This is a genomic window from Actinomadura logoneensis, assembly GCF_003428695.1.
GTDB lineage: Bacteria > Actinomycetota > Actinomycetes > Streptosporangiales > Streptosporangiaceae > Spirillospora > Spirillospora logoneensis.
In genome coordinates, this window is the sequence record NZ_QURH01000334.1 from 1 (window position 1) to 17008 (window position 17008).

19 protein-coding genes, 1 tRNA gene and 2 pseudogenes are annotated in these 17008 nt (G+C 73.4%); 14 read left to right on the forward strand and 8 right to left on the reverse strand.

Annotation, left to right across the window (positions count from 1 at the left end):
• Both DZF91_RS41535 and DZF91_RS21700 read right to left on the reverse strand, forming a co-directional pair.
• Positions 1 to 180: pseudogene (locus DZF91_RS41535) on the reverse strand (FHA domain-containing protein); the annotation flags it as partial.
• Positions 181 to 191: 11 nt separating this feature from the next.
• Entirely contained in the window at positions 192 to 944 is a 753-nt protein-coding gene (locus tag DZF91_RS21700) for an FhaA domain-containing protein (RefSeq protein WP_117359288.1), read from the reverse strand.
• 128 nt (positions 945 to 1072) lie between these two features.
• Between DZF91_RS21700 and DZF91_RS21705 the strand changes: the two genes are divergently transcribed.
• Positions 1073 to 1155, forward strand: a tRNA-Leu gene (locus DZF91_RS21705).
• Positions 1156 to 1443: 288 nt separating this feature from the next.
• Here DZF91_RS21705 and DZF91_RS21710 read toward each other — a convergent pair.
• A complete protein-coding gene (locus DZF91_RS21710; RefSeq protein WP_117359289.1) occupies positions 1444 to 3000 on the reverse strand; it encodes a multicopper oxidase family protein in 1557 nt (518 codons plus the stop codon).
• Entirely contained in the window at positions 2993 to 3394 is a 402-nt protein-coding gene (locus DZF91_RS21715; protein ID WP_117359290.1) for a hypothetical protein, read from the reverse strand. The genes DZF91_RS21710 and DZF91_RS21715 overlap by 8 nt, the downstream gene beginning before the upstream one ends.
• A 110-nt stretch (positions 3395 to 3504) precedes the next feature.
• Between DZF91_RS21715 and DZF91_RS21720 the strand changes: the two genes are divergently transcribed.
• The 4 genes from DZF91_RS21720 (at position 3505) to DZF91_RS21735 (ending at position 5742) form a co-directional block, all read left to right on the forward strand.
• The gene (locus tag DZF91_RS21720; protein ID WP_117359291.1) at positions 3505 to 4386 is read left to right on the forward strand and encodes a LysR family transcriptional regulator; all 882 of its coding nucleotides are present in this window, start codon (positions 3505 to 3507) and stop codon (positions 4384 to 4386) included.
• Positions 4387 to 4444: 58 nt separating this feature from the next.
• Entirely contained in the window at positions 4445 to 4864 is a 420-nt protein-coding gene (locus tag DZF91_RS21725) for a YybH family protein (protein ID WP_117359292.1), read from the forward strand.
• A gap of 87 nt (positions 4865 to 4951) precedes the next feature.
• Positions 4952 to 5428 carry a hypothetical protein gene (locus DZF91_RS21730; RefSeq protein ID WP_117359293.1) on the forward strand — a complete coding sequence of 159 codons (477 nt, stop codon included), beginning with the start codon at positions 4952 to 4954 and terminating at the stop codon, positions 5426 to 5428.
• On the forward strand, positions 5428 to 5742 hold the full coding sequence (locus DZF91_RS21735) for a hypothetical protein (protein WP_117359294.1): 315 nt from the start codon (positions 5428 to 5430) through the stop codon (positions 5740 to 5742). Before DZF91_RS21730 ends, DZF91_RS21735 begins: the two co-directional genes overlap by 1 nt.
• A gap of 13 nt (positions 5743 to 5755) precedes the next feature.
• Here the strand turns inward: DZF91_RS21735 and DZF91_RS21740 are convergent, their stop codons facing one another.
• Positions 5756 to 6007, reverse strand: a complete 252-nt coding sequence (locus DZF91_RS21740) for a hypothetical protein (protein WP_117359295.1) — start codon at positions 6005 to 6007, stop codon at positions 5756 to 5758.
• A gap of 96 nt (positions 6008 to 6103) precedes the next feature.
• Between DZF91_RS21740 and DZF91_RS21745 the strand changes: the two genes are divergently transcribed.
• The 5 genes and pseudogenes from DZF91_RS21745 to DZF91_RS21760 all read left to right on the forward strand — a co-directional run bounded on the left by DZF91_RS21745 (position 6104) and on the right by DZF91_RS21760 (position 8868).
• Positions 6104 to 6694, forward strand: a complete 591-nt coding sequence (locus DZF91_RS21745) for a TetR family transcriptional regulator (RefSeq protein WP_117359296.1) — start codon at positions 6104 to 6106, stop codon at positions 6692 to 6694.
• Positions 6695 to 6920: 226 nt separating this feature from the next.
• A pseudogene (locus DZF91_RS42960) lies at positions 6921 to 7076 on the forward strand (FAD-dependent monooxygenase); the annotation flags it as partial.
• An 86-nt stretch (positions 7077 to 7162) separates the two neighbouring features.
• Positions 7163 to 7315, forward strand: a complete 153-nt coding sequence (locus tag DZF91_RS39970; RefSeq protein WP_158588006.1) for a hypothetical protein — start codon at positions 7163 to 7165, stop codon at positions 7313 to 7315.
• 243 nt (positions 7316 to 7558) lie between these two features.
• Positions 7559 to 8362, forward strand: a complete 804-nt coding sequence (locus tag DZF91_RS21755; protein ID WP_235834461.1) for an RNA polymerase sigma-70 factor — start codon at positions 7559 to 7561, stop codon at positions 8360 to 8362.
• Positions 8363 to 8379: 17 nt separating this feature from the next.
• On the forward strand, positions 8380 to 8868 hold the full coding sequence (locus tag DZF91_RS21760; RefSeq protein WP_117359298.1) for a dimethylsulfonioproprionate lyase family protein: 489 nt from the start codon (positions 8380 to 8382) through the stop codon (positions 8866 to 8868).
• A 59-nt stretch (positions 8869 to 8927) separates the two neighbouring features.
• Here the strand turns inward: DZF91_RS21760 and DZF91_RS21765 are convergent, their stop codons facing one another.
• Positions 8928 to 10304, reverse strand: a complete 1377-nt coding sequence (locus DZF91_RS21765; protein ID WP_117359304.1) for an FAD-binding oxidoreductase — start codon at positions 10302 to 10304, stop codon at positions 8928 to 8930.
• A 115-nt stretch (positions 10305 to 10419) separates the two neighbouring features.
• Complete coding sequence (locus tag DZF91_RS21770) at positions 10420 to 11979, reverse strand: MFS transporter (protein WP_117359299.1); 1560 nt, start codon at positions 11977 to 11979, stop codon at positions 10420 to 10422.
• A 176-nt stretch (positions 11980 to 12155) separates the two neighbouring features.
• Here DZF91_RS21770 and DZF91_RS21775 point away from each other — a divergent pair, with 176 nt between their 5' ends.
• The 4 genes from DZF91_RS21775 to DZF91_RS21790 all read left to right on the forward strand — a co-directional run bounded on the left by DZF91_RS21775 (position 12156) and on the right by DZF91_RS21790 (position 15821).
• Positions 12156 to 12527, forward strand: coding sequence for a YciI family protein (locus DZF91_RS21775; protein ID WP_117359300.1), 372 nt, complete (start codon positions 12156 to 12158; stop codon positions 12525 to 12527).
• Complete coding sequence (locus tag DZF91_RS21780) at positions 12524 to 13774, forward strand: RNA polymerase sigma factor (protein WP_117359301.1); 1251 nt, start codon at positions 12524 to 12526, stop codon at positions 13772 to 13774. Before DZF91_RS21775 ends, DZF91_RS21780 begins: the two co-directional genes overlap by 4 nt.
• 170 nt (positions 13775 to 13944) lie before the next feature.
• Complete coding sequence (locus tag DZF91_RS21785; RefSeq protein WP_117359302.1) at positions 13945 to 14871, forward strand: NAD-dependent epimerase/dehydratase family protein; 927 nt, start codon at positions 13945 to 13947, stop codon at positions 14869 to 14871.
• Positions 14868 to 15821 (forward strand): RNA polymerase sigma-70 factor, encoded by a 954-nt coding sequence (locus tag DZF91_RS21790; protein WP_117359303.1) that lies wholly within the window; start codon positions 14868 to 14870, stop codon positions 15819 to 15821. Before DZF91_RS21785 ends, DZF91_RS21790 begins: the two co-directional genes overlap by 4 nt.
• Positions 15822 to 15907: 86 nt before the next feature.
• On the opposite strand, the gene DZF91_RS21795 is transcribed toward DZF91_RS21790, so the two are convergent.
• On the reverse strand, positions 15908 to 17008 hold a 1101-nt coding region (locus tag DZF91_RS21795), incomplete at its 5' end, for an MMPL family transporter (RefSeq protein WP_147341254.1).

The window sequence follows — 17008 nt, forward strand, 5'->3', positions numbered from 1 at the left end:
GGCCTTCGGCGGGCGCGCCTGGGCGGCCCGCGCGGCCCGGTCCGCCGCGCGCCCGGCGGCCTTCGTCGCCGCCTTCGACCCGAACAGGTCGGCGCGGATGACTCCGACGGCGGCGATGACGAACAGCCAGAGCACCGCGAGGAACGCCAGCTTGATCAGCGTGAGGGTGAAGTCGGACATCGGAGTCGGGGTTACTCCCTATCGCGGCGGAACACGAGTGTGGTGCGCCCCATCGTCACACGGGAGCCGTCCACGAGGGTGACCCTCCGGATCGGCTGCCCGTTGACGAAGGAACCGTTGGTCGACCCTAGATCGACGAGCACGATCTCGGGACCTTCTACACGGATCTCGGCATGGTGCCGCGAAACCCCCGGATCCACCAAACGAAGGTCGCAGTCGGTGCCCCGGCCGAGCAGGGTCACCGGCGTGTTGATCTCGTAGGTGCTCTGGTGCGCCGGGCCGTTGTCCATCGTCGTGGTGACCAGCAGGCGGGGGTTGCCGCCGAACGCGCCGCCCGGCGCGCGGGGGTAGTCCGACGGCGGCCGGCGGATCTCCCCGCCCTCCACCGTCGAGCCGCGGATGACCCCGGAACGGATCCGGAACATGCCCGTGGCCAGGTCGTCGGCGTTCTCGAAGCGGACCCGCACCGGCCCCACGAAGGAGTACCCCTGCTCCTTCGCGTACTCCCGGGCGAGGTTCGCCAGCTCCTGGCTCAGACTGTCGGCGTAGACCTGGAGCCGCTGGCCGTCCTGCTGCGAGATCTCGACGACGAAGTCGTTCGGCACCAGAGTGCGTCCCGCCGCGACGATCGCGGCCCGGTCGTCCATCTCGCGCTGCACGGCACTGGCCACCTCGACCGGCTGGAGCTCGGACTTGAACGCCCGGGCGAAGGCACCTTCGACCATGCCCTCGAGCCGTCGCTCGAAGCGCTGAATGACGCCCACGGGCACCTCCCTTCCCCACTGGTAGACGATCGTATCGGTGTCAAGGTTCGCTAGAAGTATCCGGTTGCCGAACCACCCCCTGAACCGTGCTAATCTCTTTCTGCACCCGGAAACGGGGGCAACACCCGGGGCGGGTGGCGGAACGGCAGACGCGCACGGTTCAGGTCCGTGTGTCCGAAAGGATGTGAGGGTTCAAATCCCTCCTCGCCCACGTAGTACCTAGGACCAGTGTGCTCGCGGAAAGCGCGAGCCGCTGGTCCTACGTCGTTTTTCCCGGGGGGCGACCCCCGGAACCCCCGGCTGTGGGGGGCTTCCCCCCCCACGCCCCCCTTGTGGCCGGGGTCGTCGCGTTCCTTCCTCTTTGTGCGGGGGCTCGCCCTTCGGGCCTTGCGCTTCTTGGGGGCTCGCGCTTCGCGCCTCGTTTGGCCGGCTCGGCGCTTCGCGCCTTGCCTGGCTCGCCCTTCGGGCCTCGCTTGGCCGGCTCGCGCTTCGCGCCTCGTCAGGTCACTTCCAGGTTGGCCATCATTCCCATGTCCTCGTGTTCCGCGTTGTGGCAGTGGAAGAGGTAGCGGCCCCGGTAGCCGTCGAAGCGGGTGATGATCTCGGCTGCTTCCCCCGGGCGCAGGGAGATGGTGTCCTTCAGGCCCGCGTCGTGGGGGTGGGGGCGGCGGCCGGCCCGGGAGAGGACCTTGAAGCCGACCAGGTGCAGGTGGACGGGGTGGTGGACGTCCGCGACCATGCGCCAGACCTCGACGTCGCCCATGCGGACGGTCACGTCGGTGCGGGCCGGGTCGAACGGCCTGCCGTCGATGAGCCAGCCGTGGCCGCCGTTCATACGTCCGGCGCGGAAGGAGAAGTCGCGCACCCGGACGGCGTCCGAGCGGCGCCAGGCCGGGATGTCGCGGGCCAGGACGCGCGGGACGCGGCTGTCGTCCCTGGCCCGGCGGGCCACGCGGAAGGCCATGACGGCGCGGGTGCGTCCGGAGCCGAGGCGGTTGACCAGGCGGACGCGGCTCCCGACCCTGACGCCGGAGAAGTCGACGACCACGTCGTAGCGTTCGGCGGGGGCGAGGGGGAGCGTCCGGTGGACGACCGGATTGGCGAGAAGACCCTGGTCCGCGCCGATCTGGACGAGTTCGAGGCGGCGTCCGTCGTCGGTGACCGCCTCGAGTTCGTAGTGGCGGGCGTTGGAGGCGTTCAGGAGGCGGAGGCGGTGGCGGGCCGCGTCCACCTCGTGGACGGGCCACGGCGCGCCGTTGACCAGGATGACGTCGCCCAGGACACCGGCCTCGTACTCGGGCTGGACGCCCGGACGCCCGCGGAGCGCCGGGTAGTGGAGCGTGCCGTCGGCGGCGAACGCCCGGTCGGCGATCATGAGGTGCAGCTCGCGGGGGCCGGCGGGCAGGCCGAGCGCCTCCTCGGCGTCGTCGCGGATGACGTGCATGCCCGCGAGCCCGCGCCAGATGGCGGGAGCGGTGTAGTCCATCCGGTGGTCGTGGTACCAGAGCATCGTGGGCCGCTGGTCGGTCGGGAAGGTGTAGTCCCTGGTCAGGACCGTCTGGACCGCCCGGGGGTCGCGCATCCCGGCGTGCGGGTGCTCCATCGGCCGGTCGCGCGGGAGGACGAGGTCGGTGGGGTAGCCGTCCGAGCTCGCCGGGGTGCGTCCGCCGTGCAGGTGGACGACCGTGGGGACGGGGAGTTCGTTGCGGTGCGTGACGGTGACGGGGCGTCCCCGCCGGGCCTCGATCGTGGGGCCGGGGAAGGTGCCGTCGTACGTCCAGAGCGGGGTGCGGACGCCGGGGATGATCTCCGCGGTCGTCTCGCGCTGGGTGATCGCGTAGTGGTCGGTCCCGCCCGTCGTGCCGACCGGCCTGAGGGTGCGCGGGAGCGGCAGCGGGATCTGGAACGGCGGCGGTAGCGGGACCTCGCTGGTCAGTTCCGCGCCGGTGCGCGCGGGACGGCGGGTCAGGGCGTTCGCGGTCGTCAGGCCCGTGAAGGCGACGAGGCCGAGCCCTCCGCCGATGCCGAGGACGCGGCGCCGGGTGATCTCACTCACCGCCGGCCTCCCGGAGGGAGCGGCGCCAGACGTCGACGAACTGGACGACGAGGCCGGCGATCGTCGCGACGCCCAGCGGGAGGTGCAGCCACAGCGCGCCCGCCATTCCGGCGAAGTACTGCACGGTCTCGGCCGCGACCAGGGCGAGTGTCGCGAGGAACGGCCAGGCGCGGCGGGCCCGGACCCAGACGACGATGGCCACGACCAGCTGGACGTAGCCGAGGGACGTGGTGGCGTTCGCGCCGGCGGCGTGCAGGCGCAGTCCGTCGTAGCCCCCGCTGAGCAGCACGCCCGCGAACACCGGCTGACCGGAGATCACCACCACGTGCGCGCTGACGACGGCCCGGTAGACCCACCACGAGGGCCTGGTGCCGCTGTCGACCGCGGTGTCCATGGGCGCCCCTCCTCACTGTTGTTTTGGTGACGAAGTTATGACTCCCGAGTTCTGGTGTCTAAGATCAATATCGCTATGGCGTTATGTCGCGGGATGCATGGAGGGCTTCGGTGGACCTGAACACGCTGCGGCAGTTCCTGGTGGTGGCGCGGCTGGAGCACCTCAGTCGCGCCGCCGAGGAGCTGCGCGTCGCCCAGCCGTCGCTGAGCCGCACCATCGCCCGGCTGGAGGGCGAGCTCGGCACGCCCTTGTTCGACCGGGCCGGACGGCTCCGGCTGAACGACACCGGCAGGCTGTTCCTCGGTTATGTCGAGCGCTCGCTCGGCGAGCTCGACGCGGGGCGGCGGGCGGTCGCCGAGGCCGCGGGCGGGGGCTTCGGGAGCGTCCGGCTGGCGTCGGAGACCCTGCTCACCTTCACCGGGCCGCTCGCGGCCTACCGGAAGGCGCATCCCGACATCGAGGTCGAGCTGTACCAGCTCGCGGCGGCGGAGATGGCCCGCCGCCTGACGGCCCAGGACGTCGACCTCTGCGTCTCCTCGTACCCCATCCGCGCCGAGGGGCTGGAGTCCGTCCGGCTGCTGGACGAGGCCGTGTGGCTGGCCGCTCCCCTGGACCATCCGCTGGCGGACCGCGCCTCGGTGACCGTCGAGCAGATCGCGGACCAGCCCTTCGTCTCGGCGCACCGGGGGCACTGGGGCCGCCGCCTGCTCGACCGGCTGTTCGCGGCCCGGGACCTCGCGCCGAGGATCGTCTGCGAGGCGGACGAGGCGAGCGCCATCGCGGAGATGATCATCGCCGGGCTCGGCGTCGGCCTCGTCCCGGACCTCGCCCGGAGGTCGGCCGCCGACGCCCCCGTCGCCTGGATCGCGGTGGACGATCCCGAGTGCCGCCGCGTCCTCTCGCTCTACTGGGGCGCGGGCAGCCACCTCTCCACGGCCGCCCGCCTGATGCGCGCCACGCTCGTGGAATGGGAGTGGAGCGGCACGGCCTGACGTTTCCGGCCGCCGTCCCGTCGTACTGGTACAGGCTGGAAGACGAGAGGTGGTTGCGATGTCCTCGAACATCAAGACACGGATCGACGAGATCGTCGACGGCATCCGCGCCAAGGACCTCGAGGCGCTGGAGCGGGTCTACGCGGCGGACGTGGTGTCGTTCGACGTCGAGCCGCCGCTCCAGCACGTCGGAGTCGAGGCGAAGCTGAAGAACTGGGCGCGGGTGTTCGCCCTGTTCCAGGACGTGTCCTACGAGCTGCGCGACCTGGCGGTCACCGAGGGCGGCGACATCGCGTTCGCGCACGGGTTCGGCCGGCTCAGCGGGACGCTGCCGGACGGGACGGCGACGGACGGCATGTGGGTCCGCGTCACCTTCTGCCTCCGGCGGACCGGCGGCGAATGGGTGATCGTCCACGACCAGGCGTCCGTGCCGTTCGACTTCCCCAGCGGGCGCGGAGTCACCGACCTGGAACCCTGACCGGTTCAGTGTCCTGTCCGCTATCGCCACGACTTCGGCGAGTAGTTAATCTGTTCCTCTGTGCAGTCGCCTGGCCTGGGAGGGCTCATGGTCGGTTGGCGGACGGGGACGGTGGCCGTCGTCGTGGCGGTGGCGTCGGTCGCGGTGGGCGTGCCGGACGCGGTGGCGCGGCAGGCGGCGGACCCCTGCGGGGGTCAGGGATACGCGCACGTGGTGCGGCTGTACCGGCGCGGCGGTGCGCGGCTGCCGCTGCGGTGCGGGACGTCCACCTGGGGGTACCGGCACATCACCCACCGGTGGAGCGCCGACTTCGACCGGCGGATCGCGCTCACGATCTCGCGCGGCGTCGTGGTCCAGGACGTCCAGGGCGACGGCGGGACGGCGATCTACGCGCTGTTCGACCGGCGCTGCAAGGAGCTCTTCCGGGTGATCTACAACGGCGGCGCGTACCGGGGGCACGACGTCCGGCCGCAGGGGATCATCACCGCCTACCGGCGCGACATCGCGCACGCGCGGCTGGCCGCGCCGTCCCGCCGGCCCTGCGCGGTCATCCAGGACATCTGATGGCCGCCGAGCTCCCGCTGCCCGCGGACGAGCTGGCCCGGCGCCTCAACGAGGCGCTGGGCCGGGTGGGGGGAGTCCGGATGCGCGTCGTCTCGGCGGGCATGGGCGGGACGTCCGACGAGCCCGCGGTGAGGTTCCGGGTGAGCGTCGCCGAGGCGGGGATGTGGGACGTGGCCGTCCCGATGGACCCGCTCGACCTGGAGCCCGGGGTGAACACGTCGGCGCTGGTGGCCGTCCTGCACGCCAACCTCCTGGAGTGGTGGGACCTCAAGGACCGCGAGGCGCGGATCGCCCGGTGGGGGCGCGCGGTCTGACCGTCCCGGCGGGTCAGCGGGCCGCGCGGCGGCGCAGCGCCGCGTGGGCGCGCAGGATCGCCGGGACGAGCGCGTAGACGACGGTCGGGACGACGATCGCGGTCACCACCAGGGTCCGGACGGGCATGGGCAGCGGCAGCAGCGCCGGGCCGAGCGCGAACTGGGTGGCCATCAGCGCCGTGTAGACGGCCAGCCAGGTGAACAGCGCGCGCAGGTGGATGGACGGCCCGGTGGCGGTCGGGGCGGTCGCTGGAGGAGTGGTCATGGGGGGCTCCTTCGATTTCCAACTCGTTGGTTGGAGTTTGGCACAGTCCGGGTCCGAATTCCAACCCGCTGGTTGGAGATGGCGTAGGCTCGGGCCATGGCATGGGACACGGAGCGGACGAGGCGGCTCATCCTGGAGGCGGCGGTCGAGGAGTTCGCGACCCACGGGCCCGAGGCGGCGCGGATGGACCGGATCGCGGCCGGCGCCGGAGTGAACAAGGAGCGCATCTACTCCTACTTCGGCAACAAGCGGAAGATGTTCGCCGTCGTCCTCACCCGGGAGCTCCAGCGCCTGGCCGAGGCGGTGCCGCTGGACGAGCACGCCGCGTCCGACCTGGGCGAGTACGCGGGCCGCGTCTTCGACTACCACCGCGAGCACCCGCACTTCGTCCGCCTGCTGCACTGGGAGGGGCTCCACGCCTCGGACGGCGAGCCGGTCGCGGCGCGGAGCGAGCGCACCGCCCACTACTCGGAGAAGATCGCCGCGCTGGCGGCGGCGCAGGCGGCGGGACGGCTGAACCCCGAGGTCGCCCCCGGGGAACTGCTGTACGCCGTCATCGCGCTGGCGGGCTGGTGGTTCGCGACCCCCCAGCTTCAGCCGATGCTCATGCCGGGCCTCGACGACGACCCCGACGGGCGGCGCGCGGCGCTGGTCCGCCTCGTCCGGCTTCTGGGCGCCGTGGCCTGAGGTCCTCGTTCTCGGGCGGTTGCGTGGCGACTCGTCCTCAGGCCGGTGGGCGGAGGCCGTCCGGGAGGACGGTCAGGTAGGCGTCGGCCAGGCCGGGGGCGGACGGCTGGGCGCGGGCGACGGCCAGCGCGGTCTCGCCGATGAGCGTCGTGGTGACGGCGGGGTCCAGGTCGGCGCGGCGCTGGAGGACGCGCGGACGCGTCGCGCTCGTCGGCGACGCCGCCTGGTGCGCGTCCCCGGCCTCCGGCGCGGGAGGACGCGCGGACGCGTCGCGCTCGTCGGCGACGCCGCCTGGTGCGCGTCCCCGGCCTCCGGCGCGGGCGCGGAACTGGCCGTCGTCGGGGCGTACCGGCTGACCGGGGAGCTGGCCGCCGCCGACGGGACCACCGGGTCGCGTTCGCGCGCTTCGACGCCGCCCACCGGCCGCTGGTCGAGCGCAAGCAGCGGATCGGGCCGAACGTCCGGCTCATGGTTCCGCGGACCGAGCGGGGACGGCGCGTCCGCGACGTCCTGGCGCGGTCGTCCCTCATGCGGGCCGCGGGGGCGGTCGAGCGCGGCCTCCAGCGCCGGACCGCGCGTCCGCTGCCCGAGTACCGGCGGCCCGCCCGTCCGGCGGCGTGACGGACGTCACTGTCACAGGACGGGGGCGGGCGGCGTCGTTCGGAGGGCGTCGGCAGGACGACACCAGGACGGCATCAGGACGACGGCTGGGGGACGGGCATGGAACAGAAGACCGCCGAGCAGGACGCGACGCCGGACGCCGAGCGCGCCGGAGCGCCGGAAGCCGAGCGGCGCGGAGCGACGGACCCGGCGACCGAGGCGTTCGTCGAGCACCGCAATCTGCTGTTCACGGTCGCCTACGAGATGCTCGGGTCGGCCGCGGACGCCGAGGACGTGCTCCAGGAGACCTGGCTGCGCTGGAAGGGCGTCGAGCTGGCGGAGATCCGGGACCGGCGGGCGTACCTGGTGCGGATCGTGACGCGGCAGGCGCTGACCCGGCTGCGCGCGCTCGGCCGGCGCCGCGAGTCCTACGTCGGGCCGTGGCTGCCGGAGCCGCTGCTCACCACGCCGGACGTGGCCGAGGACGTCGAGCTGGCCGACAGCGTGTCGATCGCGATGCTGCTCGTGCTGGAGACGCTCGGCCCGACCGAGCGGGCGGTGTTCGTGCTGCGCGAGGTGTTCGACCTCGGCTACGACGAGATCGCCGAGGCCGTCGGCAAGACGGCGGCGGCCGTCCGGCAGATCGCGCACCGGGCGCGGGCGCACGTCGCGGCGCGGCGTCCGCGCGAGGCGGTGTCGGCCGTCGAGACCAGGGCGGCGGTGGAGGCGTTCCGGCGCGCCACCGAGACCGGTGACCTGCAGCGCCTGCTGGACGTCCTCGCGCCCGACGTGGTGCTGCTGACCGACGGCGGCGGTGTCGTCCGGGCCGTGCTGGAGCCGATCACCGGCGTGGACGCGGTGACCGCGCTGCTGACCCGGATTCCCGACACGGTGGTGATCGAACCGGCCGAGGTGAACGGGCGGCCGGCGCTGCTGCTGCGGGTCGGCGGCGAGGTGGACTCGGTCATCGGGGTCCAGGTTCGGGACGGGCGCATCCAGGGGCTGTACGTCGTCCGGAATCCGGAGAAACTGTCAGCCATCGGGCGCGAGACCACCCTGCGCCGCTGACGAACGGGAGAACCGAGATGACCTATCCGGACGCCACCTACCTGGCGGCGCGGGGGGAGAACAGCGCGACGTTCCGCACCGCCGACGCGCCGCCGGACCTGGCGATCGGCGGGCGCACCCGCGTCGGCTACCTGGCGACCGGCGCGACCACCGAGGGACAGTTCGGGCTGTACCGGTGGGAGATGGGCGCGGAGCAGACCGGGGGGTCGCCGCACTTCCACCGGACGTTCTCCGAGTCGTTCTACGTCCTGGAGGGGACGGTCACGCTGCACGACGGCGAGAACTGGACCAGGAGCCGTCCGGGCGACTTCCTGTACGCGCCGCCCGGCGCGGTCCACGCGTTCCGCAACGAGGACGGCCCGGCGACGATGCTGGTGCTGTTCACGCCCGGCGCGCCCCGCGAGCCGTACTTCGAGGAGCTGGCCGACATCGTCGCGACGGGACGGACGCTCAGCGAGGAGGAGTGGACCGAGCTGTACGAGCGCCACGACCAGTTCATGGTCTGACCTGCGTGAAGTGAGAGGCGGGCCGCCCTGGGACATCCGTCCCGGGCGGCCCGTCCGCTTCACTCCGGCCGGACGTTGTGGTTGCCCGCGAACAGGTTGGCCGGGTCGTACTGCTGCTTGACCGCCGCGAGGCGCTTGCGGGTCTCCTCCGGGTAGACGGCGGCGACGTCCTCGTCCTCGGCCGAGCTGAGGAAGTTGCCGTACGCGCCGCTGGTGTGCGGGGCGAGCTCGGTCCAGAGCGCGTCCAGCGCGGGACGGGCCGCCGCGACGGCCGGCTCCGGGCCGCCGATGGTCGTCACGAACATCAGCTCCGCGCGGCGGTGCGCGTAGGCGGTCGCGTCGTCCGGCACCCGCGACACCGCGCCGCCGACGCTGCGGACGGAGAAGAACGGCGATCCCGTCGCCGATCCGGCCTCGGTCATGAGGCGGACCGCGTCCGGGACCGACGCGCCCTCCACGAAGGCGGCACGGCAGAAGAACGCGATGCCCGGCGGCGGGGCGGCACCCTCCTCCAGCGTCTCCGCGTAGGGGCGCGGCGCGACGTCGTCCGACACCACCGTGCCCAGCCGCCGGATCGGGTCGATCGCCTTCGCCGCGCTCTCCGCGTCGTCCCCGTCGAAGGCGACGACCACCTCGACCGGCGCGTTCGGGCCGCCCGCGAAGGGATTGGCGAAGTTCACGACGGAGGTGAGCTCCTCCGGCGCGGTCCGCAGGTGGTCCGTCCAGCCGCGCAGGACGGCGGCGAGGTCGGACGCCGGGAAGGTGATCCTCCCGAAGAAGACGTCCGTGGTCGGGTGCGCGGCGAACTCGAACGCGGTCACCACGCCGACGTTGCCGCCGCCGCCCCGCAGCGCCCAGAACAGGTCCGGGTTCTCGTCCGCGGACGCGCGCAGGACGTCCCCGGACGCGGTGACCACCTCGGCCGCGACCAGGTTGTCCAGGGCCAGGCCGTGCTTGCGGACCTTCCAGCCGATGCCGCCGCCCAGCGTCAGCCCGCCGACGCCGACGCTCCGGGTGTCGCCCGAGGAGATCGCCAGCCCGTGCGGCGCGAGCGCGTCCGCGACCCGGCCCCAGGTCGCGCCGCCGCCGATCCGGACGACGCGCCGCCGCCCGCCCGCGACCGCGCTCCCTCCGTCAGTGCTCTCTCCGTCCGCGATCTCCACGGCGGCCAGCCGGACGAGGTCGAGCACGACGCCGCCGTCGTTCGTCCCGAACCCGGCGAAGGCGTGGCCGCCGCCGCGTACCGCCAGTGCCAGCCCGGCCTCGGCCGCGAACCGGACTCCGGCCCGCACGTCGTCCACGCTCTCCGGCCGCAGCACGTAGGCGGGGCTTCCCTGGGCCAGGAGCGCGTGGGCGGCCGTCCCGTACTCGGCCCCGCCCGGTTCGATGATGTCGCCGCCGAAGTCGCGACGGAGGTTCTCGAGTGCCGACGTCATGGCGTCCTCTTTCAGTCCGATGCTGGGTGCCGCCCGGTCGTCCACATGACTCCGGCCATCGGGGCCGTGTGACAGCCCGCTCCGCGTGACGTGCGCCACAGGACGAACCGGCGCGTCACAGCGCGGCGGCGTCGGCCTCCGGCTCGGGCAGCGCCTCCGGGGCGTCGGGGACGGCCGGTGCGGACGGACGCAGGGCCAGCGTGAGGACGGCCAGCCCGACGAAGAGGGCGGCCGAGACGAGGCCGATCGTGTGGAGGCTGCCGGTGAACGCCTCGCGCGCGGTGCGCAGCAGCTCCGCGCCCTGGTCGGCGGGCAGGTGGCGGCTCGCCGCGACCGCGCCCGCGAAGGAGTCGGACGTGCCGTCCGTCCCGGCGCGGTAGACGACGGTCGCCAGCACGCCGAGCAGCGCGAACCCGAGCGACCCGCCGAAGTAGTTGGCGGTCTCCGACATCGACGCGGCCGACCCGGCGCGCTCCGGCGGGACGGAGCCGACGACCAGCCCGGTGCCCAGCGCGAACAGCGGGCCGGTGCCGAGGGCGAGCACGGTGATCCCGGCCATGACCAGCGGCAGCGAACCGGAACCGTGCGCGGCGACCAGCAGGAGGGCGCCCAGCGCGGACAGGCCGAAGCCACCGGCGATCGCCGTCGTCGGCTGCATCCGCTTCGCGTACACCGGGGCGGTCATGGTGCCCGCGGCCACGCCCAGGCCCATCGGCGCGAACAGCATCGCGGCCGTGGCCGGGGAGTGCCCGAGGACGTTCTGCAGGAACTGGGTGACCAGCAGGCCAGTCCCGGCCATGGCGCACCCGGCGAGGGTCAGCCCCACCAGGACGCCCGTGACCCGGCGGTTCCGGAGCAGCCGCAGGTCCAGCAGCGGCGACTCCATCCGAAGCTGCCGCCGGACGAACACCGCGCCGACGGCCGCGCCGACCACGAGCGCCGCGCCCGCCACGACCGGCTCGTCCTGGATCGCGAGCTGCTTGAAGCCGTAGACCATGAGCAGCACCGCGACCAGCGACAGCGCGACGCTGACGGGGTCGAGCCGTCCGGCCCCGCCGCCGCGGAACTCGGGCAGCACGAACGGACCGGCGACGATCACGACGGCCATCACCGGCACGGCGATCAGGAACACCGACTTCCAGGAGAAGTGCTGGAGCAGGAACCCGGCCAGCACCGGGCCGAGCGCGCCGCCGGTGAACTGGCAGGTCGCCCAGACCGAGATGGCCTTCCCGCGCTGCCGCTCGTCCCGGAACATGCTGGTGATCAGCGCGAGCGTGGACGGCGTCAGCGTCGCGCCCGCCACGCCCAGCAGCAGCCGGACGACGATCAGCATCAGCGGGTCCACCGAGAACACGGCCACGACCGACAGCACCAGGAAGCCCGCGGCCCCGGCCAGCAGCAGCCTCCGGCGGCCGATCCGGTCGCCGAGCGTGCCCGCGGTGATGACCAGCCCGGCGACCACCAGCCCGTACCCGTCGCCGATCCACAGCTGCTCGACGCCGCTCGCGCCGAGATCGGCGCTCAGCTCCGGCAGGGCCAGCAGGAGGGCCGTCATGTCCATCGCGACGATCAGGGTCGGCAGTGCCAGGACGGCCAGTCCCAGCCAGGCGCGGCGATCCGCCGCGGGTGCGGCTTCGGTTCCGGCCGCGGCCGGAGGTTCGGTTTCGTTCGTCATGCAGGCTGGTCGAAGCGGGGGTGCGCTTCTTGACATCGTGGTGGCGGCACGTCCGGGAAGAATCTCCCGCGGCGGACGTCAAGAAGCCGGCGGCGGCTCCGACCAACCGGTCGAAGGGACCCGCCAGGGACCCGCCAGGGGCCCGGCGCCACACCGACGGACACGAGGAGCCAGAGATGCAGTTCCTGATCAGCATGCACATCAACCCGGCCGTGCTGGACGCGCTGACCGACGAGGAGAAGCGGGCGATCGGCGAGGGGCACGGGAGGTTCATGGCCGACCTGAAGGAGTCCGGCGAGTTCGTCCTCACGCAGGCGCTGGTCGACCCGTCCCAGGCGGCGGTGGTGTCGGTGCGCGGCGGCCAGCCGGTCGTGACCGACGGGCCGTTCCTGGAGGCCAAGGAGTTCCTGGGCGGCTTCTACCTGGTCGACGTCGAGAACCGGGAGCGCGCGGTCGAACTGGCCGCGCGGATCCCGGACGCCGCGATCGAGGGCCTCGGGGTCGAGGTCCGCCAGGTGATGTTCTCTGACGGACAATTGGAGGCATGAGCGGAACCCCTGGCCGCCCGGCCGCCGCCCGGACGGGCTTCGAGGACCTGCTGCGCGAGCTCGCGCCGCAGGTCCTCGGCACGCTGGTGCGCAGGCACGGGCAGTTCGAGGGCTGCGAGGACGCCGTGCAGGAGGCCGTCCTCGCGGCGACCGTCCAGTGGCCCGAGGAGGGCGTCCCGGACAGTCCGCGCGGCTGGCTCGTGACGGTGGCGTCCCGGCGGCTGATCGACCAGATGCGCAGCGACCACGCCCGCCGCGAGCGCGAGGCGGCGCTCGCGGCCGAGCAGGCCGCCGAGCCCGCGCGCGAGGACGTTCCGGGCACCGACGACACGCTCATCCTGCTGTTCCTGTGCTGCCACCCGACGCTGACGGCCGCGTCCCAGACGGCGCTGACGCTGCGCGCGGTCGGGGGCCTGACCACGGCCGAGATCGCCCGCGCGTTCCTGGTGCCCGAGGCGACGATGGCCGCCCGGATCAGCCGCGCCAAGCAGCGGATCAGGGCCGCGGGCGGGACGTTCACGCTGCCGGAGGACGCCGAGCGCGAGGAGCGGCTGCGGGTCGTCCTGCACGTGCTGTACCTGATCTTCAACGAGGGGTACACGGCGTCGTCGGGGGACGAGCTGTCCCGCCCCGACCTCGCGCGGGAGGCGATCCGGCTCGTCCGGATGGTGCACGCGCAGCTTCCGGACGACGGCGAGGTCGGCGGCCTCCTCGCGCTGATGCTGCTGACCCACGCCCGCCGCGACGCCCGGACGACCGCGTCCGGCGACCTGGTCCCGCTGGACGAGCAGGACCGCTCGCGCTGGGACCGCGCCATGATCGACGAGGGCACCGCGCTGGTCAAGGCCGCCCTGGCGGACACGACGCTCGGGCCGTACCGGCTGCAGGCCGCGATCGCGGCGACGCACGCGAACGCGGCGACGGCCGAGGAGACCAACTGGACCCAGGTGCACGCGCTCTACCTGGTCCTGGAGCGGATCGCGCCCAACCCGATGGTCACCCTGAACCGCGCGATCGCGCTGGCCGAGGTCGAGGGTCCGGAGGCCGGGCTCGGCCTGCTCGCCACCCTGGACGGCGACGAGCGCATGGCGGGGCACCACCGGCTGCTGTCCGTCCGGGCGCACCTGCTGGAGAAGACCGGCGACGCGCCCGGGGCGTACGAGCACTACCGGCGCGCGGCGAAGGCCACCGCGAGCCTCGCCGAGCAGCGCTACCTGGAGGCGAGGGCGAGCCGCCTGAAGCGGTGACCGCCCCCGCGTTCCCTGGCGATGCCCCAGCGGCATGTGACAGCGGCAGGCCACAGAGGTTGGCCACAGAGGCATGTCACAGCGGCATGTCGGCGCGGCATGTCACAGACGGCGCCGCTGTCTTGTCCCGTGGACGTCGGGACAGGCTCACGAGCGGGGAAGTGGAAGACATGCGGGTATTCGTCGCAGGCGGAAGCGGTGTTCTCGGGCAGGTGCTGGTGCCGCTGCTGGTCGAGCGCGGGCACGAGGTGACCGCGACGACGACCGGCGCCGCCAAGCTGGACCTGCTGCGCGGCCTCGGCGCCGAGGCGGTCGTGATGGACGGCCTGGACGCGTCGTCGGTCCGCGCGGCGGTCGCCGCCGCCCGTCCGGACGTCGTCGTGCACCAGATGACCGCGCTCGGCGTCACGCACGCCGGGACGAACATGCGGGCCGCCCGGTACTTCCGGAACACCAAGCGGCTGCGCACCGAGGGCACCGACCACCTGCTGGCCGCGGCGGACGCGGCGGGGGTCTCCCACGTCGTCGCGCAGAGCAACGCGGGCGGGAACGGCCCCGCGGAGGGCGGGTGGCGGACGCCGGAGCGGGAGCCGCTGGACCTGGAGTCCAGCACCGCTCCGCGCGAGGCGGCGGAGTCGATCCGGCACACCGAGGCGGCGGTGCTCGCGGCGGGCGGCGCGGCGCTGCGCTACGGCTGGTTCTACGGGCCGGGCGCGTCGGAGGACCAGGCGCGGCTGCTGCGCGAGCGGAAGTTCCCGATGATCGGGGGCGGGACGGGCGTTTGGTCGTGGATCCACCTGGAGGACGCGGCGCGCGCGACCCTGCTCGCCGTCGAGTCGCGAGCGCGCGGCGTCTACAACATCGTCGACGACGAACCGGCGCCGGTCGGCGAGTGGCTGCCCTACCTGGCCGAATGCGTCGGGGCCAAGCCGCCGATGCGGATTCCGGCGTGGCTCGCGCGGATGCTCGCCGGGGACGTCGCGGTGTCGATGATGACGAGGGGGCAGGGCTCCAACAACGCCAAGGCGAAGGCCGAACTGGGCTGGGAGCTCGTCCACCCGTCCTGGCGGCAGGGCTTCAAGGACGCCCTGGCATGACCCGGGACGAGGAGTTCCAGGAGCTCAGGCCGCTGCTGTTCTCGATCGCCTACCGGATCCTCGGCAGCGTGGCCGAGGCCGAGGACGCCGTCCAGGAGACATGGCTGCGGTACGAGGCGTCCCCGACCGTCCCGGCGTCGCCGAAGTCGTACCTGTCGTCGGCGGTCACCAACATCTCGATCAACGTGCTGCGGTCGGCGCGCGTCCGGCGGGAGGAGTACGTCGGGCCGTGGCTGCCCGAGCCGCTGCTCACCGACCCCTACGAGGACCCGCAGCGGTCGGCGGAGCTGGCCGACTCGGTGTCGATGGCGGCGCTGCTGCTCCTGGAGCGGCTGAGCCCGCTCGAACGCGCGGTGTTCGTCCTGCGCGAGGTGTTCGGTTTCGGCTTCCCCGAGGTCGCGGAGGCGGTGGAGCGGTCGGAGGCGGCGTGCCGGCAGCTCGCCGTCCGGGCGCGGCGGCACATGGACGAGGGCCGGCCGCGGTTCGAGGCCGACCGGCGCGAGCGGCGCGAACTCGCCGAGCGCTTCCTCGACGCGTTCCGCGACGGCGATGTCGACGCGCTGGCCGGGATGCTCGCCGCGGACGTCCAGATGGTCGCCGACAGCGGCGGCAAGGCGCCGCAGTGGGGCAGGGGCATCGCGGGCGCGGCGAAGGTGCTGCGGCTGCTCGCCGCGATGTCCGGCGCGCTCGCGGGGGTCGGCGTCGTGGTGGAGCCGCGCGTCATGAACGGCCAGCCGGGCGCGATCTTCCGCGCGGGCGACGGCCGCATCCTCAACACCTGGACGATCGACGTCCTGGACGGCAGGGTGCAGGCGATCCGCACGGTCATCAACCCCGACAAACTCGACCATCTGGGCCCGGTGGCGGACGCCTGGGCCGTCAACCGCGCCGCGATCGCCCACCGGCACGCCGGGTCCGCAGACGGAACACCCCCGGCTCCCTCGATGTGACCGCGGAGAAGGGAGAGTGCGGGGCCCCCGGGGTCTGGGTCGGGGGTCCCGCACTCTCGGTTCGTGGGGGCCGGTCGGGAGCCGGGTCAGACTCCGGCCGGCTCCTCCAGCGGGGCCGGGGCGGGGGCCGGGTTGCGGCGGAACGGCATCCACCAGTTGGCCTTGCCGAACAGCTCCATCACGGCCGGGACGAGCACCAGCCGGACGATCGTGGCGTCCACGAGGACGGCGATCGACATGCCGAGCCCGATCTGCTTGACCTGGACGTCCGGGCCGAGCACGGACGTCATGAAGACGGCGATCATGATCGCGGCGGCGGCCGTGATGACCTTGGCGGTGCTCGCGAGGCCGGTCGCCACCGACCTGCGGGTGTCGCCCGTCCGGACGTAGTCCTCGCGGACCCGCGAGATCAGGAAGACCTCGTAGTCCATCGACAGCCCGAACAGGATCGGGAACATCATCATCGGCACCCAGCTGGTGACCGGCATGCTGGTCGGGAAGCCGAAGACCCCGCCGAGCCAGCCCCACTGGACGATCGCGGTCAGCACGCCGAACGCGGCGCCGATCGACAGCAGGTTCATCACCGCGGCCTGCACCGCGATCGTCACCGACCGGACCAGCGCGACCAGCAGGATCAGGGACAGGCCGAGCACGACCGAGATCATCAGCGGCAGCCGCGCGCCCACCGCGTCCGAGAAGTCGATCACCAGGGCGTTCGGCCCGCCGAGCCGGACGTCCTTCCCGCCGGGGACGCTGGGCAGGACGTCGTCGCGCAACCGGTGCACGACGTCCGGGGTGGCCTTGTCCTGGAAGCCGGTCCGGGGGAACGCCATGAAGAGGGCGGCCTGGCCGTCCCTGCTGACCCGGGGCGGCGTGACGTAGGCGATGCCCTCGGTCCTCCCGACGGCCTCGACGACGGGACGCAGGTCGGTGTCCCGGGACGCGACGGGCGTGGCGAACACCAGCGGCGCGTTGTAACCGGGCCCGAAGCCCTCGGACAGGATGCGGTACGCCGTGTAGCTGCTGCGGTCGTGCGGCTGGACGCTGGCGTCGGCCATGCTCAGCCGCATCGACAGCGCGGGCGCGGCGAGCACCAGCAGGCCCGCCCCGGCGAGGGCGGCCGCGATCACCGGACGGCGCTGCACCGCGGTCGCCCAGCGCTCGGCGGGCGTCCGCCGGGCCGGGCC